24 protein-coding genes are annotated in these 21,132 nt (G+C 70.3%); 12 read left to right on the forward strand and 12 right to left on the reverse strand.

Annotated features, from left to right (window positions below; genetic code table 11):
• Positions 1-38: 38 nt before the first annotated feature.
• Together EV292_RS04205 and EV292_RS04210 are read left to right on the forward strand one after the other, a co-directional pair.
• Positions 39-794, forward strand: coding sequence for an SDR family oxidoreductase (locus tag EV292_RS04205; RefSeq protein ID WP_132907878.1), 756 nt, complete (start codon positions 39-41; stop codon positions 792-794).
• A gap of 5 nt (positions 795-799) precedes the next feature.
• Positions 800-1,933, forward strand: a complete 1,134-nt coding sequence (locus tag EV292_RS04210) for a glycosidase (protein ID WP_207913332.1) — start codon at positions 800-802, stop codon at positions 1,931-1,933.
• A gap of 48 nt (positions 1,934-1,981) precedes the next feature.
• Here EV292_RS04210 and EV292_RS04215 read toward each other — a convergent pair whose 3' ends face one another.
• Entirely contained in the window at positions 1,982-2,224 is a 243-nt protein-coding gene (locus EV292_RS04215) for a hypothetical protein (RefSeq protein WP_132907879.1), read from the reverse strand.
• 133 nt (positions 2,225-2,357) lie between these two features.
• On the opposite strand from EV292_RS04215, the gene EV292_RS04220 reads away from it, so the two are divergent.
• The 3 genes from EV292_RS04220 (at position 2,358) to EV292_RS04230 (ending at position 5,418) form a co-directional block, all read left to right on the forward strand.
• On the forward strand, positions 2,358-3,494 hold the full coding sequence (locus tag EV292_RS04220; RefSeq protein WP_132907880.1) for a glycosyltransferase: 1,137 nt from the start codon (positions 2,358-2,360) through the stop codon (positions 3,492-3,494).
• Between the two features lie 74 nt (positions 3,495-3,568).
• Entirely contained in the window at positions 3,569-4,972 is a 1,404-nt protein-coding gene (locus EV292_RS04225) for a nitronate monooxygenase (RefSeq protein WP_132907881.1), read from the forward strand.
• Between the two features lie 5 nt (positions 4,973-4,977).
• Positions 4,978-5,418: a hypothetical protein gene (locus EV292_RS04230; RefSeq protein WP_132907882.1), complete on the forward strand. Its 441-nt coding sequence runs from the start codon at positions 4,978-4,980 to the stop codon at positions 5,416-5,418.
• Between the two features lie 59 nt (positions 5,419-5,477).
• Here EV292_RS04230 and EV292_RS04235 read toward each other — a convergent pair whose 3' ends face one another.
• Positions 5,478-5,669 (reverse strand): hypothetical protein, encoded by a 192-nt coding sequence (locus EV292_RS04235; RefSeq protein WP_132907883.1) that lies wholly within the window; start codon positions 5,667-5,669, stop codon positions 5,478-5,480.
• 178 nt (positions 5,670-5,847) lie between these two features.
• On the opposite strand from EV292_RS04235, the gene EV292_RS22505 reads away from it, so the two are divergent.
• On the forward strand, positions 5,848-6,024 hold the full coding sequence (locus tag EV292_RS22505; RefSeq protein ID WP_165927007.1) for a hypothetical protein: 177 nt from the start codon (positions 5,848-5,850) through the stop codon (positions 6,022-6,024).
• 466 nt (positions 6,025-6,490) lie between these two features.
• Here EV292_RS22505 and EV292_RS04240 read toward each other — a convergent pair whose 3' ends face one another.
• Positions 6,491-7,489 carry a D-glycerate dehydrogenase gene (locus tag EV292_RS04240; RefSeq protein WP_132907884.1) on the reverse strand — a complete coding sequence of 333 codons (999 nt, stop codon included), beginning with the start codon at positions 7,487-7,489 and terminating at the stop codon, positions 6,491-6,493.
• A 130-nt stretch (positions 7,490-7,619) separates the two neighbouring features.
• Here EV292_RS04240 and EV292_RS04245 point away from each other — a divergent pair, with 130 nt between their 5' ends.
• The 5 genes from EV292_RS04245 (at position 7,620) to EV292_RS04265 (ending at position 10,675) form a co-directional block, all read left to right on the forward strand.
• Positions 7,620-8,078 carry an SH3 domain-containing protein gene (locus tag EV292_RS04245; RefSeq protein ID WP_207913359.1) on the forward strand — a complete coding sequence of 153 codons (459 nt, stop codon included), beginning with the start codon at positions 7,620-7,622 and terminating at the stop codon, positions 8,076-8,078.
• On the forward strand, positions 8,075-8,920 hold the full coding sequence (gene nadC, locus EV292_RS04250) for a carboxylating nicotinate-nucleotide diphosphorylase (protein WP_132907886.1): 846 nt from the start codon (positions 8,075-8,077) through the stop codon (positions 8,918-8,920). Before EV292_RS04245 ends, nadC begins: the two co-directional genes overlap by 4 nt.
• Positions 8,921-9,020: 100 nt before the next feature.
• Positions 9,021-9,443, forward strand: a complete 423-nt coding sequence (locus EV292_RS04255; protein ID WP_132907887.1) for a hypothetical protein — start codon at positions 9,021-9,023, stop codon at positions 9,441-9,443.
• Positions 9,444-9,527: 84 nt separating this feature from the next.
• Positions 9,528-9,974 (forward strand): hypothetical protein, encoded by a 447-nt coding sequence (locus tag EV292_RS04260; protein WP_132907888.1) that lies wholly within the window; start codon positions 9,528-9,530, stop codon positions 9,972-9,974.
• Positions 9,971-10,675, forward strand: coding sequence for a ribonuclease T (locus tag EV292_RS04265; protein WP_132907889.1), 705 nt, complete (start codon positions 9,971-9,973; stop codon positions 10,673-10,675). The genes EV292_RS04260 and EV292_RS04265 overlap by 4 nt, the downstream gene beginning before the upstream one ends.
• A gap of 7 nt (positions 10,676-10,682) precedes the next feature.
• Here the strand turns inward: EV292_RS04265 and EV292_RS04270 are convergent, their stop codons facing one another.
• The 7 genes from EV292_RS04270 to EV292_RS04300 form a co-directional block, all read right to left on the reverse strand.
• On the reverse strand, positions 10,683-11,861 hold the full coding sequence (locus tag EV292_RS04270) for a VWA domain-containing protein (protein WP_132907890.1): 1,179 nt from the start codon (positions 11,859-11,861) through the stop codon (positions 10,683-10,685).
• 11 nt (positions 11,862-11,872) lie between these two features.
• On the reverse strand, positions 11,873-12,724 hold the full coding sequence (locus tag EV292_RS04275) for a MoxR family ATPase (protein WP_132907891.1): 852 nt from the start codon (positions 12,722-12,724) through the stop codon (positions 11,873-11,875).
• A 43-nt stretch (positions 12,725-12,767) separates the two neighbouring features.
• Positions 12,768-13,424 (reverse strand): hypothetical protein, encoded by a 657-nt coding sequence (locus EV292_RS04280; protein ID WP_132907892.1) that lies wholly within the window; start codon positions 13,422-13,424, stop codon positions 12,768-12,770.
• Positions 13,425-13,500: 76 nt separating this feature from the next.
• Positions 13,501-14,412, reverse strand: coding sequence for a hypothetical protein (locus EV292_RS04285; protein ID WP_132907893.1), 912 nt, complete (start codon positions 14,410-14,412; stop codon positions 13,501-13,503).
• Positions 14,413-14,533: 121 nt separating this feature from the next.
• Positions 14,534-16,570, reverse strand: a complete 2,037-nt coding sequence (rpoD, locus tag EV292_RS04290; RefSeq protein WP_132907894.1) for an RNA polymerase sigma factor RpoD — start codon at positions 16,568-16,570, stop codon at positions 14,534-14,536.
• Positions 16,570-18,465, reverse strand: a complete 1,896-nt coding sequence (gene dnaG, locus EV292_RS04295) for a DNA primase (RefSeq protein WP_132907895.1) — start codon at positions 18,463-18,465, stop codon at positions 16,570-16,572. Before dnaG ends, rpoD begins: the two co-directional genes overlap by 1 nt.
• 277 nt (positions 18,466-18,742) lie before the next feature.
• Positions 18,743-19,198: a GatB/YqeY domain-containing protein gene (locus tag EV292_RS04300; protein WP_132907896.1), complete on the reverse strand. Its 456-nt coding sequence runs from the start codon at positions 19,196-19,198 to the stop codon at positions 18,743-18,745.
• 95 nt (positions 19,199-19,293) lie between these two features.
• Between EV292_RS04300 and carA the strand changes: the two genes are divergently transcribed.
• On the forward strand, positions 19,294-20,481 hold the full coding sequence (gene carA, locus EV292_RS04305) for a glutamine-hydrolyzing carbamoyl-phosphate synthase small subunit (protein ID WP_132907897.1): 1,188 nt from the start codon (positions 19,294-19,296) through the stop codon (positions 20,479-20,481).
• Here the strand turns inward: carA and EV292_RS04310 are convergent.
• Both EV292_RS04310 and EV292_RS04315 read right to left on the reverse strand, forming a co-directional pair.
• Entirely contained in the window at positions 20,462-20,869 is a 408-nt protein-coding gene (locus EV292_RS04310) for a PIN domain-containing protein (protein ID WP_165927008.1), read from the reverse strand. The two genes, carA and EV292_RS04310, sit on opposite strands and share 20 nt — an antisense overlap.
• Positions 20,862-21,107, reverse strand: coding sequence for an Arc family DNA-binding protein (locus EV292_RS04315; RefSeq protein ID WP_132907899.1), 246 nt, complete (start codon positions 21,105-21,107; stop codon positions 20,862-20,864). Before EV292_RS04315 ends, EV292_RS04310 begins: the two co-directional genes overlap by 8 nt.
• Between the last annotated feature and the right edge of the window lie 25 nt (positions 21,108-21,132).

Genomic DNA, 21,132 nt, shown 5'->3' on the forward strand with positions numbered 1-21,132 from the left:
GTTCGTCTCGCTCGGTCGGGGTGAGCGAGAGGACCAGCATGACCCAGATCAGTGACGCGCATACCGAGCGGCTCTCGCTCGCCGGGCGACGCGCCATCGTCACCGGCGGCACCACCGGGATCGGCCGCGCCATCGCGGTGCTGCTCGCGGCCGAGGGCGCGCGCGTCTATCTCGTCGGCACCGATCAGGCGCATCTCGACGACGCGCTGGCGCGCGTGCGCGAGGTCGGCGACGGCGAGGGCGGGCTGTTCGATCTCAGCCGGCCCGACCAGGTCGGCGCCGCGGTCGACGCCGCCGGCGCGGCGCTCGGCGGCTATGACGTCGTGGTCGCCAATGCGGCGGAGGCGGCGGGCGGCGTGACCGAGATGGACGAGGCCGCGCTGCTCCACGCGATCGCGCTGAATTTCACCCACTATCTGTTGCTCACCCAGCGCGCCGCGTGCGACCTGACCGCCGGCGACGTGGTGATGATCGGCTCCACCAGCGCCTATGCGCTGGGGCCGCATTCCACCGTCTATGCCGGGATCAAGAGCGGGCTGCAGGGTTTCTCGATCGCGCTGCGGCGCGAGCTCGGACCGAGGGGCGTGCGGGTCGCGCTGGTCGAGCCCGGCCTGACGGGGTCGGACATGCAATTGCCCGACATCCCACCCGAGCGGCAGCGCGACATGATCGCCGAGGAGAAGATGCTCCGCGCCGAGGACATCGCGGTGGGGGTGCATTACCTCCTCACCCAGCCGCGCCGCGCGGTGATCCAGCGCTTGACGATCAGCCCGCGCGTCACGGACGAGGGGTGAGTACGATGACCATTGCCTTTCCGCACGACGCGCTGGTGTTCGGCCCTGACGACGTCGACCTGTCGCGCTCGCCGCTGGCGGGGCACCTCGACGCCGAGACCTATGTGCTGGGCGCGTTCAACCCGGGGATGACGCGGCTCGCCAGCGGCAATCTGCTGATGATGGTCCGCGTCGCCGAGGCGCTGCGCCACCCGGTGCGCGACCAGCAGATCGATGCGATCCGCTGGGATGGCGACCGCTACGTGCTCGACGCCTGGCCGCTGTCGCTGGTGGACACGTCGGACCCGCGCAAGTTCATGATGCGCGGCGGCGGGTGGAAGGTGATGGCGCTGACCTCGCTGTCCTGGCTGCTGCCGGTCGAGCTCGATCCCAGCGGCACGCGCGTGGAGGCGGTCCACTACGACCGCGCGATCGCGCCGCGCGCCGCCTATCAATGCTATGGCGTCGAGGACGCGCGGATCAGCCGCGTCGACGGGCGCTATTATATGACCACCTGCTCGGTCAGCCCCGAGCGGCATTGCACCACGCTCTACACCAGCGACGACGCGCTCGACTGGTCGCTGCGTGGCATCGTGCTGGATCATCAGAACAAGGACATGTTGATCTTCGAGGGCAAGGTGCGCGGCGCCTTCTGGGCGCAGACCCGGCCGCTCGGCGACCTGTATTTCGCTTACCCGCCCGAGGCCGAGTGGCGCGCCGGCCCGTCGATCAACCTCGCCACCTCGCCCGACGCGCTCCACTGGAAGCCGCACGACGCACCGGGCATCCGGCCCCATGCCAAGACCATGGCGACCGCGCGCATGGGGGGCGGGGCGCCCCCGGTGCTGACGACGGTGAACGGGCAGGAGGGCTGGCTGACCCTATGGCACGGCGTCGAACCGTCGGGCGTGGTCGGCATCTACCGCACTTATTGGACGCTGCTCGACCGCGACGACCCGTCGCGCGCGCTCGCCACCAGCGACGTCGCGCTGCTTGAGCCGGCGCCGGCGCTGACCGAGCCGCTCAAGGAGCAGATGTACCTGGACAATGTCGTGTTCACCACGGGCATCGCCGACGGCGGCGATCATTGGGTCGTGGCGAGCGGGGAGGCGGATCTCGCGTGTCGGATCACGCACGTCCCCAAGGACGCGATCGGCTGATCACGTCGGAGAGCTGCCGGCGCCGCTCAGGCGACGCCGGCGCGCCGGTCAGTTGCTGTCCGAATCGTCGTCGTCGTCGACCGCGATGATGACGCCCGCGACCACCACGGCGGCGGCGAGCACCAGCCCGACGATCGCGCCCGGCGCGGCGAGCTCGCTCTTGCCCTTGGCGGCGGCCGAGGCGCGCGCCGACTTGGCGACCGACAGCGAGGAGGCGGGATTGGCGGCGGCGAGCGCCGGGGTGGCGGTGAGCGCCAGCGCGCTCGCGCCGGCGATGATCGACTTCAGCATTGAGAGACTCCCTTGGTCCAACGAGCGCCGGCCAACGGCCGCACCACCCGCAATTTACTTTAAGCACGAGAGTTGCGGTTAAATCTCGCCGCGGGCGGGTGCGTCGTCGCTTTCGCTCGGCTATGTGGCCGACATGTCACAGCCGCTCTCCCTGCTCCATGTCCTGCCGAGCTTCGATCTCGACGCGCGTGGGGCGCGCGTCGCGCGGCTGATGACCGCGTTCGGCGCCCGCGCGCGGCACCGGTTGGTGGTGGCCGACGCCACGCGGCTGGGCGCGCGCGCGCGCGTCGGCACCGGCGTTCGCTATGAGATCGCGCAGGACGCGCCGCCGCTCGCGGGAAAGCCCTCGCTCGCGCGCTACGAGGCTTGGGCGCGATTGACGCACGGCCATGATCTGGTGCTCACCTACGACTGGGCGGCGATCGACGCGGTGATGGCGCGGCGCGTCTTCGCTCGGCGGATGCCGCCGGTGATCCACCATGAGGACGGGTTCGTCGACGCCGAGGCGGGCGGGCTGCGCCGTGACCGCACCATCTATCGTCGGCTCGCGCTGTCGGCGGCGCAGGCGCTGGTGGTGCCGAGCCACGCGCTCGAGCGGATCGCGCTGGAGACCTGGAAGCAGCCGCGCGCGCGCGTCCACCGTATCGCCACCGGCATCGACACCGCGCTCTATGCCGCGCGCCCCGACCCACGCGCGATCCCCGGCTTCGTCCGTGACGAACGCGTGCTGACGATCGGCGCGGTCGGCGCGCTCCTCCCGCACAAGGATCTTTCCGCGCTGGTCCGCGCGGTCGGCGGCCTGTCGACTCGCTTCCGGCTGGTGATCGTGGGCACCGGGCCCGAGCGCGCCGCGATCGAGCGCGCCGCGCTGGCGATGGGGATCGACGATCGCGTCCTGCTCGCCGGCGCGGTCGAACGGCCCTATCGCTTTCTCGGGCTGTTCGACCTGCTTGCCCTGTCCTCGACGAGCGAACAATCGCCCACCAGCGTGATCGAGGCGATGGCGGCGGGGCTGCCGGTGGTAAGCCCGCCCGTGGGCGACGTGGCGGAGATGGTCGCGCCCGACAACCTGCCTTATATCACCGAGCATCACGGCGAGGTGCGGCTGCGCGACGCGATCCAGGAGTTGGCGGCGGATCCCGGCTTACGCGCACGGATCGGCGCCGCCAACCGCGCCAAAGCGCAGGCGGCGTTCGACGAAGCGGACATGATCCGGCGGTACGCGACGCTCTATGCCGCGGCCGCGGGTCGGCCGGCCTGTCTCGGTTGAGTCGCAATTTTGTCGCGTTGCGGCCCGATTGCTTTATACGGGCGCGCTGGATCAGCGATAGAAGTGGGAATAGCGTGTTCAAGGGCCTGAAGCCGATCGTCTATGGAGGCCGCGAGGTGTGGCCGCTGGTGGAGGGGGGCAAAGGCGTCGCCGCCACCAATCACGCCTCGGCCGGCGCCTGGGCGGCGGCGGGCGGGATCGGCACGGTCTCCGCGGTCAACGCCGACAGCTATGATCCCGAGGGGCGCATCATCCCCCAGGTCTATCGCGCGCTGACGCGACGCGAGCGCCACGAGGAGCTGATCGCTTATGCGATCGACGGCGCGGTCCAGCAGGTGCAGCGCGCCTGGGACATCGCGGGCGGCAAGGGCGCGATCAACATCAACGTGTTGTGGGAGATGGGCGGCGCGCAGCGCGTGTTGCACGGCGTATTGGAGCGGACCCGCGGCCTGGTGGCGGGGGTCACCTGCGGCGCGGGCATGCCGTACAAGCTGAGCGAGATCGCTGCGTCCTACAATGTCAGCTACCTGCCGATCGTCAGCTCGGGCCGCGCCTTCCGCGCGCTGTGGAAGCGCGCCTATTCCAAGGCGAGCGAGTGGCTCGCCGCGGTGGTCTACGAGGATCCCTGGCTCGCCGGCGGCCACAACGGCCTGTCCAACGCCGAGGACCCGCTCAAGCCCGAGGACCCGTACCCGCGCGTGAAGGCGCTGCGCGAGACGATGCGCGAGGGGGGCATCCCCGACACCACGCCGATCGTGATGGCGGGCGGCGTCTGGTACCTGCGCGACTGGAACCACTGGATCGACAATCCCGAGCTCGGCACCATCGCCTTCCAGTACGGCACGCGCCCCTTGCTGACGCGCGAGAGCCCGATCCCCGAGGCGTGGAAGGCCAAGCTGATGGAGATAGAGGAGGGCGAGGTGCTGCTCCATCGCTTCTCGCCGACCGGATTCTACTCCTCCGCGGTGCGCAACCCCTTCCTGCGCTCGCTCGAGGCGCGGTCAGAGCGCCAGATCGCTTTCTCGACGCAGGAGGCGGGCGACCACGTCTTCCAGCTCGACGTCGGCGTGAAGGGCAAGAACTTCTGGGTGACGCGCAACGACCTGCTCCGCGCGCGCCAATGGTTCGGCGAGGGCTTCACCGACGCGATCAAGACTCCTGACAACACGCTCGTCTTCGTCTCGCCCGGCGAGAAGACCGAGATTCGCAAGGACCAGGCCGATTGCATGGGCTGCCTCAGCCAGTGCCTGTTCTCGAGCTGGGCAGATACCGAGACCAACTCGACCGGCCGGCTCGCCGACCCGCGCAGCTTCTGCATCCAGAAGACGCTGCAGGACATCGCGCACGGCGGCGACACCGACCAGAATCTGATGTTCGCCGGTCACGCCGCCTATAATTTCAAGCGTGATCCCTTCTATTCGAACGGCTTCGTGCCGACGGTGCAGCAGCTGGTCGATCGCATCCTGACCGGCGACTGAGCCGCGTGGCGCCGCTCGCGGCCACGCTCGACGTCGTCGCGGAGGCGCTGCGCGACGCGCGCGCGCCCTGGTGGGTGATCGGCAGCGCGGCCGCGTGGCTTCACGGCGCCGCCACCACGGTGGACGACGTTGACGTGCTGCTCGGCGGCGACGATGCGCGCGCGATGATCGCGGGTTGGACGGGCAGGGTCACACTCGGCGCGGCGGGGGAACGTTTCCGCTCCTCGCCCATCGCGCGCCTGTCCGGCGCGGCCCTGCCGATCGAGGTCATGACGGGTTTGCACGTGCGCGTCGCAGACGGCTGGCGCGCGGTAGCGCCCGCGACGCGGACGCCGGTGGGCCGGGTCTATGTGCCCGAGCGCGGCGAGTTGATCGCTATTCTGACACTCTTCGGCCGGCAGAAGGACCGCCACCGCGTCGAGCTGCTGCGCGCGGGCCCGGGCTGAGCGACTGCGGGCGGCGGCGGCGCGCGGCAGTACCGACGGCCGCGCGCCGCGGTCGCGTGTCAGTCGACGACGGTGCCGACCACCGCGCCCGCGGTCCCGCCGACCGCCGCGCCTTTCTCGACGCTGCCGCCGGTCGCCGCCGCGACACCCGCGCCACCGGCGCCGCCGATCGCGGCACCGCGCAGCGTCGAGCAGGCCGACAGGCTCACCGCGCCGGCGACGAGAAGGGTGGGGAGGATGAGGCTACGCATGATGGGCTTCCCTGTGCTGGATGAGGTGCCCGCTCCAATGAGGCGCGCGGCGATGGGTTCCATCGCGCAACCTTTCGTCACGCTGTGGCGCGATGGGCGGCGAGGATGACGCGCGCGCAACATCGCCGACATGCCGCGGACACGTGCGTCGGCGACGGGAGGGGCGAGGAGATCGCTCATGCCGCACGACCGTCACGCCGACTACCATGCCGCCCGCGCGCGCACCGAAGCCGTCCGCGCGATCAGCGCGACCAGCGCCGCGGCGGCCGCGGTGCATCAGGAGCTCTGCCTGCGCTACACGGGCCGGCTGCTCGCCGCTCTGGTGCTGGGTGCGGCGGACAAGGGCGGCGAGTGAGCGCGGCGGCGTGGCTGTCCTACGCTTGCCGAACCGTGCGAGGGGCAAGGGGTCTCGATGCGCGATTGAGTGTCGGCAGAGAGACGATCCCGTTCGTAAAGAAAACAATAGGTTATCGTGTTTTTCTTATGAGCAATAGGAGGAGCGTGTCGCCACGCCGTCCCGCTTTCGTCGCTACCAAGGCAATTGTGTGGCGCGAGCAAGATGCTCCTCGCGGCGGGCCGCCGCTCGCGCGCCTTGCCCTTGTACGTGCCCGTGCCGGATTGATTGTTCCACGTTCGATACGGCAGACCAGTATGCTCATCATAGAGGAGCGCGTCATCCCGGGCTCGACCCGGGATCCATCATGCCGCGGACGCCGCTCTCGCGGTAGGATGGTTCCCGGCTCAAGGCCGGGATGACGGAGTGGAGGAACAGCGAACTTTCCCCACTCGCGACCGGACATTCACAACATTCGCGCGCCGGGTCAGACCCAGCCTTCCAGCACCTGGTCGGGTGGTCGGTGGCCGTCGGCCCAGGTCCGGATATTGGCGATCACTCGCTCGCCCGAGGCGACGCGCCCCTCGTAGGTGGCCGACCCCATGTGCGGGGTCATCACCACGTTGGGCAAGGCGAGCAGCCGCGGGTCGATCTCGGGTTCATGGCGCCACACGTCCAGCCCCGCGCCGGCGAGCCGCCCCGCCTCCAGCGCGTCGACGAGCGCTTCCTCGTCGAGGATTCCGCCCCGGCTCGCGTTGATCACGAAGACGTGCGGGCGCAGCAGCGCGATCCGGCGCCGGTCGATCAGGTCGCGGCTGTCGGGGTTGAGCGGCGTGTGGATCGTGAGCACGTCGACCGCGCCGAGCAGATCGTCGAGGTCGGCGTGCCACGTCGCGCCGAACTCGGCCTCCACCGCGGCGGGCAGGCGGCGCCGGTTGTGATAGTGGATCGCCAGCCCGAACGCGCGGGCACGCCGCGCCACCGCCTGGCCGATCCGCCCCATGCCGACGATCCCCAGCACCTTGCCGCCGATGCGATAGCCGAGCATCCCGCCGGGGCTCCATCCGCTCCACTGGCCCGACCGCACCAGCTTCTCGCCCTCGGCGAGCCGGCGCGGGACCGAGACGATCAGCGCCATCGTCATGTCGGCGGTGTCTTCGGTGAGGACGCCGGGCGTGTTGGTGACGATGATGTCGCGCGCGCGCGCGGCGCGCAGGTCGATATGGTTCACCCCCGCGCCGAAATTGGCGATCAGCCGCAGCCGCTCGCCCGCGCCCGCGATCAGGGCGGCATCGATCGTGTCGGTGACGGAGGGCACCAGCACGTCGCTGTCCGCCATCGCGGCGACGAGCCGTTCGCGCGGGAGCGGGCGGTCGCCGCGGTTGTTGGTGGCGTCGAACAATTGTTCGAGCCGCTGCATCACCACCTCGGGCAGTTCGCGCGTGACGGTCACCTTGGGGTGGGCGCAGCGTCGCAGATCGGCCATGCGCCCGAATTGGCGCAGCCCCGGACGGGCGTCAACGGGTAGACGGTTGATGGCGGCTCGCGCGCCGCATAGGAGATCGAGGGTGAACAGCGGGATCTCAGCGGCACGCCGCGCCCTGGCGGCGGCGGTGATGGTGGCGGCACTGGCGTGCGGCGTGGCGGCGGACGCCGCGCCCGATCAGCGCGAGCCGCCTTATTATGCCTCGCTCAGCCCGTCGCGCGCGCGGATGCGGACCGGGCCGGGGCGCACCTTCCCGTCGAGCTGGGTCTATGTCCGCGCCGACCTGCCGGTGCGCGTCGTCGCGGTGTTCAAGGAATGGCGCAGGGTGGAGGATCCGGGCGGGACGCAGGGCTGGATGCTCGGGACGCTGGTCAGCCACACGCGCACCGCGATCGTCACCGGGGGCGAGCCTGCCGAGCTGCGCGACCGCCCCGGCGGGCCGCACGTCCTGTGGCGCGCGCAGCCGGGGGTGGTCGGGCGATTGAGCCAGTGCGGCAACGGTTGGTGCCGGTTCGACGTCCACGGGCAGGCGGGCTTCGTCCAGACCGAGCGGCTGTGGGGCGTCGCCCCGGGCGAGGTGCTGCCATGACCTTCGCGCTCGACGGGTTCGACACCGCTGCCTTCGTCGCCGCGACGCTGGCCGAGGATCTCGGCGACGCGGGCGACATCACCTCCGCGGCAGTGATCCCGGCGGAGGCGCGCTTCACCGCGGTGATGGACAGCCGCGACGCGATCACGGTGTGCGGGCTCGAACTCGCCGCCGCTTTCTTCCGCCGGCTCGATCCCGCCGCGATGATCGAGCCGCTGGTGCGCGACGGCGAGCGCGTCGCGCCCGGTACCGCGCTGCTGCGCGTCACTGGCGCGGCGCGTGCGATCCTCACCGCGGAACGATCCGCGCTCAACACGGTCCAGCACCTGTCCGGGATCGCGACGCTGACCGCCACCTATGTCGCCGCGCTGGCGGGGACGGGCGCGACGCTGCTCGACACGCGCAAGACGATCCCCGGGCTGCGCCGGCTGGAGAAATATGCCACGCGCACGGGCGGGGCGCGCAACCATCGCATGGGCCTGTGGGACGCGGCGATGATCAAGGACAATCACGTCGCGGTCGCGGGCGGTGTCGGCCGCGCCGCGGCGCTCGCGCGCGCCGCGGGGATCGCGGACATCATCGTCGAGGTCGATCGGCTCGACCAGATCCTGCCCGCGCTCGACGCCGGGGCGACGCACCTGCTGCTCGACAACATGCCGCCCGCGGTGCTGCGCGAGGCGGTAGCGCTGGTCGGGGGGCGTGTGCCGACCGAGGCTTCTGGGGGCGTGTCGCTGCAGACGATCGGTGCGATCGGCGCGACCGGGGTGACCTATGTCAGCGTCGGGCGCATCACCCAGTCGGCACCGGCCGCGGATATCGGGCTCGACGTCGCCGCGGCGTGAGTCAGCCTCCCCGCGCGGCGCGTCTACAATAGCCCGGGAGGTATGGGCGATGGGAGAAGCGTGGCGGGCGCGGGAAGCAGGAGCGGCGCGAGCGGATGGCGTGATCACGGCAGCCGCGCCGCTTCCGATCTCCCTCGCTGCGTCATGCTATTATGCGGTGGCGCTGTGTTATCTGTTGCAGCTTGCGCCCATAGGCTCAGGACCGAACGCGCCCGTGATGTGGTACGCCGCTGCGCTGGTGATACAGGTCGGCCTTGCGGTGGTGACGCTGTCGCTCGCGCTTCTGGTGGCGCGGCGGCGTAGTCGCGTCGCCTGGGTGATGCTGATGACTCTCGCCGTCATCCATCTCGTCGCCCGTCGAGAACTCATTCTGTCCCCGACGACATGGTACCCGACGGCGATGCCCGCGCGGGTCGCCTGGCCGCTCTACGTCACGACCATGAGGCTCCTGCTCGAGACCGTCGCGTCGGCCCTGCTCGCCTTGCCCCCGGCGGTTTCGTGGATCTGGCAAGGTCAGCGGTGAACAAAGCCGGGAACGACAGCATGTGCTCGCTTGCGTCGGCGCGCCCGCCAGCGCAGAGCGCGCGCGCAACCATGAGAGGTCATCGTGACGCGTCCGCCCCCGATCGTCCGTTTCGAGCGGCTGTACCTGGCTTCCTTCGCGCTGGGGCTGCTCATCTGGGCGCTGACCTGGGATCAGCTTTCGACCCAGCTCGCGGCGGACCCGCGCACCGCCGGCTTCGGCTGGATGCTCGTCGCGGCGCTGGGGCTCAACGTCGCGATCGCGCTGTTCCAATGGTATGCGGTGGCGCGACGCGGGATCGCCTGGGTGCGCTGGATGGTGGTATTGCTGACAGCGCTCCATCTGCTGACGTTGCTGCCCGGCCTGTTCGGCGCGCCGGTCGCGCTGACCACGCTGCTCGGGCTGGTGCGGGTCGCACTCGAAGCGACCGCGGTGGCGCAGCTGTTCGCGCCCGCGTCGCGCGACTGGTTCGGGTTGGACGTGGCGGACGACCAGGACGCGTCGGACGGGGATCGGGAGGAGCTGGCATGACGCGCTGGATGGCTGCTGCGGCGCTGGTAGCGCTGCCGGGGAGCGCGGGAGCGCAAGCGCTCTCCTGCGCGCTGCCGGAGACGATCGCCGCGCCGCGGCCGGATCTGCCGAGCCCACGCCAGCCCGCGCGGCGCGTGCCGATCGGCAGCTACACGCTGGCGGTGACGTGGAGCCCGCAATATTGCCGCGACCACGGCGACGATCGCGACGCGCGCTTCCAGTGCGGCTCGGGCAATCGCTTCGGTTTCGTGCTCCACGGCCTGTGGCCCGACGGTACGGGCAAGGAGTGGCCGCAATATTGTCGCGCCACCCCGATCCTGCCGACGGCGGTGCTGCGGCGGCATCTCTGCGCGACTCCCTCGGCGCAGCTGCTCCAGCACGAATGGGCCAAGCACGGCACCTGCATGGCGGGCTATTCCCCCGAGCGCTACTTCACCCAGTCGAACGCGATGTACGGGCGGCTGCGCTTCCCCGACATGGCGGCATTGTCGCGCCGGCCGCTGACCGCGGGCGCGATGGCCGCGGCGGTGGCGCGCGTGAACCCGGGGATGCGCCCCGACATGATGCGCGTCACCGCGACCAAGCAGGGCTGGCTCGACGAGCTCTGGCTCTGCGTCGACAAGGCCTTCCGCTACACGCGCTGCCCCGCGCACCAGGGCGGGTTGCGCCCGGGGGCGCCGCTACGGGTCTGGCGCGGCTGAGCGCGGCTCAGCGCCGCCGCGCCAGCGTGCGGGTGGCGGCGTCGATCCCCTCGATTGTCAGCGGGTACATGCGATCCGCCATCAGGTCGCGGATCAGCGCGGTGGAGGCGGTATACACCCATTGCGCGACCGGCGCGGGATTGAGCCAGGCCGCGGCGGGATAGGCTTCGGTCAGCCGGCGCAGCCACAGCGCACCGGCCTCGTCATTGTGGTGCTCGACCGAGCCGCCGGGATGGGTGATCTCATAAGGGCTCATCGCCGCGTCGCCGACGAACAGCAATTTATAGTCGCGGCCGTAGGTGTGGAGCAGGTCCAGCGTCGGGATCCGCGCGTCGAAGCGGCGACGGTTCTCCTTCCACACGCCCTCGTAGACGCAATTGTGGAAGTAGAAGAACTCGAGGTCGCGGAACTCGCTGGTCGCGGCGGAGAACAATTGCTCGCATTGCGTGACGAAGGGATCCATCGACCCGCCGACGTCGAGGAAGAGCAGCAGCTTGACCGCGTTGCGCCGCTCGGGCCGGAGGCGAACGTCGAGCCAGCCCTGGCGCGCGGTGCCGTCGATCGTCGCGTCGATGTCGAGCTCGTCGGCGGCGCCCTCGCGCGCGAAGCGTCGCAGCCGCCGCAGCGCCACCTGGAGGTTGCGCGTGCCTAGCGCGCGATCGCGGTCGAGATCGCGGAAGGCGCGCTGCTCCCACAGCTTGACCGCGCGGCCCTGGGTCGAATCGCCGCCGATCCGCACGCCTTCCGGGTTGTAGCCGGCGTTGCCGAACGCGCTGGTGCCGCCCGTCCCGATCCACTTGCTGCCGCCCTGATGGCGGCCCTGCTGCTCGGCGAGCCGCTCGCGCAAGGTGCGCATGATCGCGTCCCAGTCGCCCAGCGACTCGATCGCGGCGCGCTGCTCGGGGGTGAGATGCCGCTGCGCCACCGCGCGGAGCCATTCCTCCGGCAGCGCGACGGGCGCGACGCCCTCCGGCGCGAGCGCGCCGCGAAACACCGCCTCGAAGACGCGGTCGAAGCGGTCGAGCAGCGCCTCGTCCTTCACGTAGACCGCGCGGCTGAGATAATAGAATTGCTCGGGCGACCGGTCGATCACCTCGGCGTCGAGCGCCTCGAGCAGGAGCAGATGCTCCTTGAGGCTCGCCGGGATCCCCGCGGCGCGCAGCGAGTCGAGGAAGGCGAGGAACATGCCGCCCCGGCTCAGCCGCGCGTTCCCCGCCGCGCCATGAAGGCGAGCCGCTCGAACAGCATGACGTCCTGCTCGTTCTTGAGCAGCGCGCCGTGGAGCGGCGGGATCGCCTTGGTGGGGTCACGCTGCTGGAGCGTCTCGAGCGGCAGATCCTCGTGGAGCAGCAGGCGCAGCCAGTCGAGCAGCTCGCTGGTGGACGGCTTCTTCTTGATGCCGGGCACCTCGCGCACCTCGTAGAAGAGGTCGAGCGCGCGGCTCACCAGCGTCTTCTGGATGCCGGGGAAATGGACGTCGACGATCGCCTGCATCGTGTCGCGGTCGGGAAACCGGATGTAATGGAAGAAGCAGCGTCGCAGAAAGGCGTCGGGCAGTTCCTTCTCGTTGTTCGAGGTGATCACCACGATCGGCCGCTCGGTGGCGCGGACCGTCTGCCCGGTCTCGTAGACATGGAACTCCATGCGATCGAGTTCCTGGAGCAGATCGTTGGGGAACTCGATGTCGGCCTTGTCGATCTCGTCGATCAGCAGCACCGCGGGCGTGTCGCGCTCGAACGCCTCCCACAATTTGCCGCGGCGGATGTAATGCGCGATATCGTGGACGCGCGGGTCACCGAGCTGGCCGTCGCGCAGCCGCGCCACCGCGTCATACTCATACAGGCCCTGATGCGCCTTGGTGGTGGATTTGACGCTCCACTCGATCAGTTCATGACCGGTCGCGCGCGCGATCTCGTGCGCGAGCACGGTCTTGCCCGTTCCTGGCTCACCCTTGACGAGCAGCGGACGGCGCAACCGCACCGCGGCGTTGACCGCGACCTTGAGGTCGTCGGTGGCGACATAGTCGCTCGTACCCTCGAAACGCTCCATCACGACGTCATGCGGCGCGCGGGCGCAGCACGCAACCCGCGCCTTACCCGGCGCGAGCGGCGGCACGCGCCTCCAGCAGCTGCCACAGCCCACGGTGCTGGGCGAGCAGCTGCTCCGCGCCGAAGGTGAGCGCGCGGAGGCGCGCGGGAGCCAGGTCGAGCGCGCGCAGCGCGACCTCCGCCTCGTCCCGGACCGGCGCGAAGCTGGGCGATTCGGGCTGAGCGACGCGGCGCGCGCAGCTGTCGAGCACCGCACGGATCGCGGCCCAGTCGAGCACGAAGGCCAAGGTCGCGCCGGTGGCACAGCCGACGCGGTCCGATCGCGCGAGCAGCGCCAGCGTGTCGCGCTGCTGCAGGATCGTCGCCGCGGCATGCGCCTGACCCGGGGTCGAGGGCAGGGGGCCGACCGCGGCGGTCAGCCGCACCAGCAGCGCGCGCTCGTCCGCCATCGCCGCGGCGGCGCGCTGCATCCACGATGCCGCCAGCGCGTCGACGCCGTGCGCTTTGGCGTGATCGACCAGACCGGGGAAGGTGCCGTGCACGACACACAAGGCGTGGACGGCGTCGGCGAGGTCACGCAGCGGCGCCTGCGTGTCGCTCAAGCCCGCGGCATGACGTGCCCCGGCGGTGCCGTCGCGCGCGACGGCCGTCAGGATCGCATCGTCCCACCCCGCGTCCGCGCGCTCGCTCGCGTCCGCCATGTCTCGTGTCTCCGCCCAGGCGCGGCACCCGTCTGTCCGCGCTCCGGCACCTAGCCGATCGACGTAAAGGGGCGGTTTACGCGGCCGCCGCGGCGAGCGCGGCGACCACCTCCTCGACGCGCCCGCCGACCCGCATCGGCCAGAATCCCACCCTTGTCGCGAGCGCTTCGCCATTGCCGGTCAGCAGGCGCGCCGGGCGCGCGGCGGTCTCGCTGCCGCCGCTGGCCAGTTCGAGCGATTCGCCGAGCGCGGGACGATCGGCCGGATCGACGAGGGTGAGGAAACGCGCGCCGGCGAGTTCCTCCACCGGCCGTCGCAGCAGCGCAGCGAGCGCGGGGCGCGGGGCCGTGAGGTAGCCACGCAGGCTGACCCGCGCGATCGCGGCGAGCCCGGTTGCCTCGACGGCGGCGACGATCGCGTCGCGCTCGGCGACCGCGATGCGCGCCTCGCGCTCGGCACTCGCATCCTCGATCCGCACGAGACAGCCCTCGGGCAGCGGCTCGACCACGATGCGCAACAGCCGCTCGGGAAAGCGATCGGCGACGAGCGCGACGCGCTGCGCCCCGGCGCCGTCGAGCACCCGGTGGATCGCGGCGGCCAGCGCGCCGCCGTCACGGCTCGACAGCGCGACGAGCGCGCGCCCGGTCGCTACCTGATCGCCGAAGCGCGCGCGCGCGGCGGCGTTGGCGATGCCCATCTCGCCGCGCTGGTCCAGCAGGAGCAGCGGCAGATCGATGCCATCGAGCACCGCGGTGAGCAGCGGGGGAGGCGGGGGCATCACGGCCGCCTCGTCGACCGCGGCGCGATCGAGCAGGTCGACTCCGAGCAGCACGAGCCGCGGGCGGCCGTGGTGAAGGACATAGACGGGGGTGCGCGCCGCACGCTCCTGCCATTCGCCGAAATGGCGCACCAGCGCGGAAGCGGTCACTTGCAGCCGACCGTCGGGTCGGCGCCCCACCAACTCGTCCATGAAGCAAATAACTGACATCGACGGCTTTCCATGGAAAGCACGTCGTTGCCGCGGTGGTGGTAATCGCACGAAGCTACGCGACGGACGCCGCCGTAACGGTGGCAATCGCCGGCGGGCGCGGACGCCCGCCGGATCGCGATCACTGGTCGAGGAAGGATCGCATCTTGCGGCTGCGGCTCGGGTGCTTGAGCTTGCGCAGCGCCTTGGCCTCGATCTGGCGGATGCGCTCGCGCGTCACCGAGAATTGCTGGCCGACCTCCTCGAGCGTGTGATCGGTGTTCATGCCGATGCCGAAGCGCATGCGCAGCACGCGCTCCTCGCGCGGGGTGAGCGAGGCGAGCACGCGCGTCACCGTCTCCTTGAGGTTGGCCTGGATCGCGGCGTCGACCGGGATCACCGCATTCTTGTCCTCGATGAAGTCGCCGAGATGCGAATCCTCCTCGTCGCCGATCGGCGTCTCGAGGCTGATCGGCTCCTTGGCGATCTTCATCACCTTGCGCACCTTCTCGAGCGGCATGCTCAGGCGCTCCGCCATTTCCTCGGGCGTGGGCTCGCGGCCCTGCTCGTGGAGGAACTGGCGGCTGGTGCGGACCAGCTTGTTGATCGTCTCGATCATATGGACCGGGATGCGGATCGTGCGGGCCTGATCCGCGATCGAGCGGGTGATCGCCTGGCGGATCCACCAGGTCGCATAGGTGCTGAACTTGTAGCCGCGGCGATACTCGAACTTGTCGACCGCCTTCATCAGGCCGATATTGCCCTCCTGGATGAGGTCGAGGAATTGCAGGCCGCGGTTGGTGTACTTCTTGGCGATCGAGATCACGAGCCGAAGATTGGCCTCGACCATCTCCTTCTTGGCGATCCGCGCCTCGCGCTCGCCCTTCTGCACCATGTTGACGATGCGGCGGAACTCGGCGAGCGCCATGCCGGTCTGCTGGCTGATCTCGCTGATCTCGGTGCGGATGCGATCGATCGCGGGCGCCTCGTTGGTGGCGAAGGCGGCCCATTTCTTGTCGCGCCCGCGCACCGCGTCGAGGAAGCCCTCGTCGAGCTCATGGCCCATATACTGGTCGAGGAAGTCCTTGCGGTTCACCTTGTGCCGCTCGGCCAGCCGCAGCATCTGCCCGCCCAGCGCGGTGAGGCGCCGGTTGTAGCTGTAGAGCTGGTCGACCAGATATTCGATCTTGCTCTGGTGGAACTGCACGCTCTCCACCTCGGCGGTGAGGTCCTCGCGCAGCTTCTGGTACTTGCGCTCCTGCGCGTCGGACAGGTCCGCGCCCGACGCCATCGCGTCGAGCCGGCTCTCCTGCATCTTCGAGAAGTTGCGGTAGATCGCGGTGATGTTGGCGAACTTCTCGAGCGCGAGCGGCTTGAGCGTCTCCTCCATCTGCGCGAGGCTGAGCGTATTGTCCTCTTCCTCGTCGTCGGACGGCCGCGGCGCGCGGCGCTCGGTCATGTCGTCCTCGTCGTCGGCGGGCGCCTCCTCGGGCTCCTCCTCCTCCTTGAACGACGGGCCGGTGCTCGACTCGCTGATCTCGCCGCTGTCGTCCTCGGCGCCCTCGACCTGCTCGGCCGACGGCCCCTTGGACAGCATCGCGTCGAGATCGACGATCTCGCGCAGCTGCATCGTGCCCTCGTTGAGCGCGGTCGACCAGTCGATGATGGCGTTGAAGGTGATCGGGCTCTCGCACAGCCCGAGGATCATCGTGTCGCGCCCTGCCTCGATGCGCTTGGCGATCGCGATCTCGCCCTCGCGGCTGAGCAGCTCCACCGCGCCCATCTCGCGCAGGTACATCCGCACCGGATCGTCGGTGCGGTCGATCGTCTCTTTCTTCTTCGCCTCGGGGGCGGGGGCGGTGCCGTCGGAATCGGACTCATTGTCGACCGGCTCGGCCTCGTCGTCGTCGGCGCGCTCCTCCGGCTCGCCGTCCTCGCCGGCTTCCTCGTTCTCGACGATGTTGACGCCCATCTCGTTGAGCGCGGACATCACGTCCTCGAGCTGGTCCGAGGACATCTGGTCCTGCGGCAGCGCCTCGTTGAGCTGGTCGTAGGTGATGTAGCCGCGCTTCTTGGCGCGCGCGATCAGCTTCTTGACGCTCGCGTCGTTCAGATCGATCAGCGGAGCGTCGGCCACTTCCGCGCCCTCGTCACCACCGCCACCGTTCATCTTCGCCATCAATCGTCCTCAAGTCCGAGCGCGCGGGCGTCTTCGTTTGCCTGCACCAGATTTGCAAGCCGCTCATCCAGCGCGCGTTGTTCGTTCACCAACGCCACTTGTCGTTCGAACGCCTCGGCGGTGAAGCGCGCCTTCATCGCGGAAGTTGCTTCCGCCAGCGCAGCATCGACCTCCGGCCGGGCGACCAGGATCGCGATCGCCTCGTCGAGGTCGTCACGCGCCTGCTTCTCGTCGGCGCCGGCGCGCGTGAACGAATAGGGCATCGTATCGGCTCTCAAGAGGTCATGCGCGACCGTATCGAAACCGGACCGCGCCAATATGGTGACGAGCCGTCCGCTATCAAGCGGATCGCCGCGACGATCCTCCAGCGCGACATCCACCACCGCCTCGAATAGCCGCCCGAGCGCCCCCTCGGCGAGGCGCAGGCCGCCCAGCACCTCCATGTGGCGCGCGATCTCGGCGGGGTGGCGGACCAGCCCGGCGAGCACCGCCTTGGCGAGCACGCGGTCGATCCCGCCCGCGGCGCCGACGCGCTTGGCGTCCTCGGTGACCGGCGGGGGCGGGGGCGTCCACTTCTGCCCGGGGCGACGCTGCGCCATCGGGTAGAAGGGCGTGCGCTGCTGGAACGGCTGGCGGGTGCGCGCGAACTGCTCGTCGAAGCGGTGTCGGAACTCGGCCTGATACTCGGCGCGCACGCTCGGGTCGGTGATCGACTGGACGAGGTCGCCGAGGCGGCGCTTGAAGCCGGCGCGTTGCTCGGGCGTGGTCAGCGGCTCGGCGGCGAGCTCGTGCTGCCACAGCCGGTCCACCAGCGGCTGCGCGCTCCGCACCAGCGACTCGAACGCGCCCGGCCCCTGCGCGCGCATGAGGTCGTCGGGGTCCTGCCCCTCGGGCAGAGTGACGAAGGCGAGGCTGCGCCCCGGCGCGAGCAAGGGCAGCGCGCGCTGCGCCGCGCGGATCGCGGCTTTCTGCCCGGCCGCGTCGCCGTCGAGGCAGACATAGGGCACGTCGACGACGCGCCACAGCCGCTCGAGCTGCGCCTCGGTGAGCGCCGTGCCGAGCGGCGCCACCGCCTCGCCGATGCCGTGCTGCGCCAGCGCGACCGCGTCCATATAGCCCTCGACGACGAACAGCCGCTCGGCCTTGCGCGCGGCCGCGGCGGCGCGGTCGAGGTTGTAGAGCGTGCGGCCCTTGTCGAAGAGCGGGGTGTCGGGCGAGTTGAGGTATTTGGGCTCGCCGTCGCCGATGATGCGCCCACCGAAGGCGATGACGCGGCCGCGCGGGTCGCGGATCGGGATCATCAGCCGGCCGCGGAAGCGATCGTAGGGCTCCTTGCCCTCGACCTGGATCAGCAGCCCCGCCTCGATCAGCATGGCGTCGCCGAAATCCTTGAGCGCCGCGCGCAGCCGGGTGCGCGAGTCGGGCGCGTAGCCGAAGCCGAAGCTTCGCTGCGTCGCCCCGCTCACCCCGCGCTTGTCGAGCAAGGCGCGTGCGGCGGCGCCCTCGCTGCTGCCGAGCTGCTGAGTGAAGAAGTCGGCCGCGGCCTGCATCACGTCGTGGAGCGACTTGGCGCGCTCGGCGCGCTCAGCCGACTGGCGGTCCTGCGCGGGCATCTCCATCCCCGCCGCGGCGGCGAGTTCCTTGACCGCGTCGATGAAGGGCAGGCCCTGGTGATCGGTCAGCCAGCGGATCGCGTCGCCGTGCGCCGAGCAGCCGAAACAGTGATAGAAGCCCTTGTCGTCGTTGACGTAGAAGCTGGGCGTCTTCTCGTTGTGGAAGGGGCAGCAGCCCTTCGACTCGCGCCCGGCGCGGGTGAGCTTGACCGTCTTGCCGACCAGCGCGGTGAGCGAGGTGCGCGCGCGCAGCTCGTCGAGGAAGGCGGGGGTGAGACTCACCGTCGCATTATACCCCTTATGACGCAGGGGCGCGCGGAGGGCAATGTGTCGCAGTGGGACGGGGTGTTTTCACCCCGTCCGGTCGTCACACCGGAACACCTCCTACCGTCATCCCGGACTTGTTCCGGGATCCACTGTTCCGCGGGCGCAACGCTTTCCGGAAGTGCGGCTCGGTGGATCCCGGAACAAGTCCGGGATGACGGCGGTGTGGGGGCGAAGCGCTCGAACCACTGCGCCTCCCCGCGCCCCCGCGCGAAGCCTCACCCGGCCCCCGGTCTCACCCCGCCAGCGCCGCCTTCACCAGCGCGCTCGCCTTGCTCATGTCGAGCGTGCTGGCGTGACGCGCCTTCAGCTCGGCCATCACCCGGCCCATGTCCTTCATGCCGCCAGCGCCCAGCTCGGCCTTGATCGACTCGATCGCGGCGCGGGTCTCCTCCTCGCTCATCTGCTGCGGCAGGAAGCGCTCGATCACCGCCACCTCGGCCTGCTCGGCCGCGGCCAGCTCGGGGCGGCCGCCCTGCTCGTACATCGCGATCGACTCGCGGCGCTGTTTCACCATCTTCTGCAGCACCTCGACCACGACCGCGTCGTCGTCCGCCGGCGCCGCGCCGGTGCGCAGCTCGATGTCACGATTCTTCACCGCCGCCTGGATCAGCCCGATGGTGGCGCGCGCCTCCTTGTCGCCCGCCTTCATCGCCGCGATCTGCGCGGCCTTGATGTCGTCCCGAATCATACCCGTGTCCTTAACCGATTGACGCGTCCGGCGCGCGTCTCTAGCGGGCGGGGCTTAGCGACATTGCCGACCCACACAAGGAGTGCCCGCCTGCCATGGCCGACGCCACGTTTCCGCACGCGCCCAGACCGGATGGAGCGACGGGTGTCCTCGTCCTCGCCAGCGGCGAGGTGGCGTGGGGCCGCGGCTTCGGCGCGACCGGCCAGGCGGTGGGCGAAGTGTGCTTCCACACCGCCATGACGGGTTACCAGGAGATCATGACCGACCCGAGCTTCGCCGGTCAGATCATCACCTTCACCTTCCCGCATATCGGCAATGTCGGGGCCAACCCGGACGACGTCGAGGCCGACAACCCGCACGCGCTCGGCATGATCGTGCGCGAGGACCCGACCGCGCCGAGCAACTTCCGCGCGATGGAGAATCTAGACGGCTGGATGGAGCGGCATGCGCGGATCGGGCTGGCGGGGGTGGACACGCGCGCGCTGACGCGGCGCATCCGCGGCGGCGGGGCGCCGACCGGCGTGGTGGCGCATGCGCCCGACGGGCAGTTCGACCTCGACCTGCTGCTCAAGCTGGCGCGCGGCTGGCCCGGGCTGGAGGGCATGGACCTCGCCAAGGACGTCACGCGCGAGACGCACGGTAGCTGGGAGGGCGGCATCTGGCGGCTCGGCTTCGGCTATGACGGCGCCGGCGAGGGCGCGCGACCGCACGTGGTCGCGGTGGATTACGGCAGCAAGTTCAACATCTTCCGCAACTTGGTTCAGGCCGGGGCGAAGGTGTCGGTGGTGCCCGCGACCGCGACCTTCGACGAGATCATGGCGCTCGCGCCCGACGGCATCTTCCTCTCCAACGGCCCCGGCGACCCCGCCGCCACGGGCGAATACGCCGTGCCGGTGATCCGTCAGCTGCTCGACACCGGCAAGCCGCTGTTCGGCATCTGCCTCGGCCATCAGCTGCTCGCGCTGGCGGTGGGGGCGCGTACGACCAAGATGTTCCAGGGGCACCGCGGCGCCAACCACCCGGTCAAGCGGCTGAGCGACGGCGCGGTCGAGATCACCAGCATGAACCACGGCTTCGCGGTCGAGCGCGCGACGCTGCCCGCCAACGCGCGCGAGACGCACGTCTCGCTGTTCGACGGCAGCAACGCCGGGCTCGAGCTGACCGACCGGCCCGCGTTCAGCGTGCAATATCACCCCGAGGCGAGCCCGGGGCCGCAGGACAGCCTGTATTTGTTTGAGCGCTTCGTGGGAGCGTTGACGCCGCTCAAGGATCCCACGGATTGATGAGCGAGACGCCCATCATCACGAAGTCCGACGTGTTGCGTGTCGCCAGTGGGACGCCGAGCGACAGAGCCTGCGCCGCGAGCAGGCTGTCCGGGTATCGCGCGCGGAGGTCGGTGACGATCATCGCGCCCGTCATCTCGCCCCAGCGGCGTGCCGCGGCAATGTCGAACGGCACGAGCCGCGCGACATGTGTCTCGATCAATCGCTCGAGCCAAGCGGCGAGGAGCTCGCGTTTGGCGCGACCGCGCGTCGTGCAGATGCCGGCGGTGATCTCGGCCACTACGACCGTGGACAGCAAGGTCCTGCGTCGGTGCTCGAACAGCCAGTCCACCACCCGCAGAGCCGGAATGGGGCGCGCGAGTTCGCTGAAGACGTTGGTATCAATCAAAATCATCGTAGAGGAACGGCACGCTGCGCTGCTCGATCGTCCGCGCCGGCCAGTCGATCTCGACGCCGGGACGGGTCATGGCGATCAACTCGCTGACCCAATCGTCGTCGGTCCGCTTGGCCGCGCTGCGCTGGACCAGCCCGCCGATCTCTTCCTCGACCGAGCGGCCATGGCTCTCGGCACGGTCACGCAAGGCGCGCGTGGCCTCGTCGCCGATCTCCACCGTGAACCGTTCCATCGCCGCCGGCGCTCCGTTGCTGGCC

The organism is Sphingomonas sp. BK235 (genome assembly GCF_004345855.1).
Lineage (GTDB): Bacteria > Pseudomonadota > Alphaproteobacteria > Sphingomonadales > Sphingomonadaceae > Sphingomonas.

Coding starts and splice junctions, on each gene's coding strand:
- EV292_RS04205 (WP_132907878.1), top strand. CDS start 39: ATGACCCAGATCAGTGACGCGCATACCGAGCGGCTCTCGCTCGCCGGG.
- EV292_RS04210 (WP_207913332.1), top strand. CDS start 800: ATGACCATTGCCTTTCCGCACGACGCGCTGGTGTTCGGCCCTGACGAC.
- EV292_RS04215 (WP_132907879.1), bottom strand. CDS start 2,224: ATGCTGAAGTCGATCATCGCCGGCGCGAGCGCGCTGGCGCTCACCGCC.
- EV292_RS04220 (WP_132907880.1), top strand. CDS start 2,358: ATGTCACAGCCGCTCTCCCTGCTCCATGTCCTGCCGAGCTTCGATCTC.
- EV292_RS04235 (WP_132907883.1), bottom strand. CDS start 5,669: ATGCGTAGCCTCATCCTCCCCACCCTTCTCGTCGCCGGCGCGGTGAGC.
- EV292_RS22505 (WP_165927007.1), top strand. CDS start 5,848: ATGCCGCACGACCGTCACGCCGACTACCATGCCGCCCGCGCGCGCACC.
- EV292_RS04240 (WP_132907884.1), bottom strand. CDS start 7,489: ATGGCCGATCTGCGACGCTGCGCCCACCCCAAGGTGACCGTCACGCGC.
- EV292_RS04245 (WP_207913359.1), top strand. CDS start 7,620: ATGGTGGCGGCACTGGCGTGCGGCGTGGCGGCGGACGCCGCGCCCGAT.
- nadC (WP_132907886.1), top strand. CDS start 8,075: ATGACCTTCGCGCTCGACGGGTTCGACACCGCTGCCTTCGTCGCCGCG.
- EV292_RS04265 (WP_132907889.1), top strand. CDS start 9,971: ATGACGCGCTGGATGGCTGCTGCGGCGCTGGTAGCGCTGCCGGGGAGC.
- EV292_RS04270 (WP_132907890.1), bottom strand. CDS start 11,861: ATGTTCCTCGCCTTCCTCGACTCGCTGCGCGCCGCGGGGATCCCGGCG.
- EV292_RS04275 (WP_132907891.1), bottom strand. CDS start 12,724: ATGGAGCGTTTCGAGGGTACGAGCGACTATGTCGCCACCGACGACCTC.
- EV292_RS04280 (WP_132907892.1), bottom strand. CDS start 13,424: ATGGCGGACGCGAGCGAGCGCGCGGACGCGGGGTGGGACGATGCGATC.
- EV292_RS04285 (WP_132907893.1), bottom strand. CDS start 14,412: ATGTCAGTTATTTGCTTCATGGACGAGTTGGTGGGGCGCCGACCCGAC.
- rpoD (WP_132907894.1), bottom strand. CDS start 16,570: ATGGCGAAGATGAACGGTGGCGGTGGTGACGAGGGCGCGGAAGTGGCC.
- EV292_RS04300 (WP_132907896.1), bottom strand. CDS start 19,198: ATGATTCGGGACGACATCAAGGCCGCGCAGATCGCGGCGATGAAGGCG.
- carA (WP_132907897.1), top strand. CDS start 19,294: ATGGCCGACGCCACGTTTCCGCACGCGCCCAGACCGGATGGAGCGACG.
- EV292_RS04315 (WP_132907899.1), bottom strand. CDS start 21,107: ATGGAACGGTTCACGGTGGAGATCGGCGACGAGGCCACGCGCGCCTTG.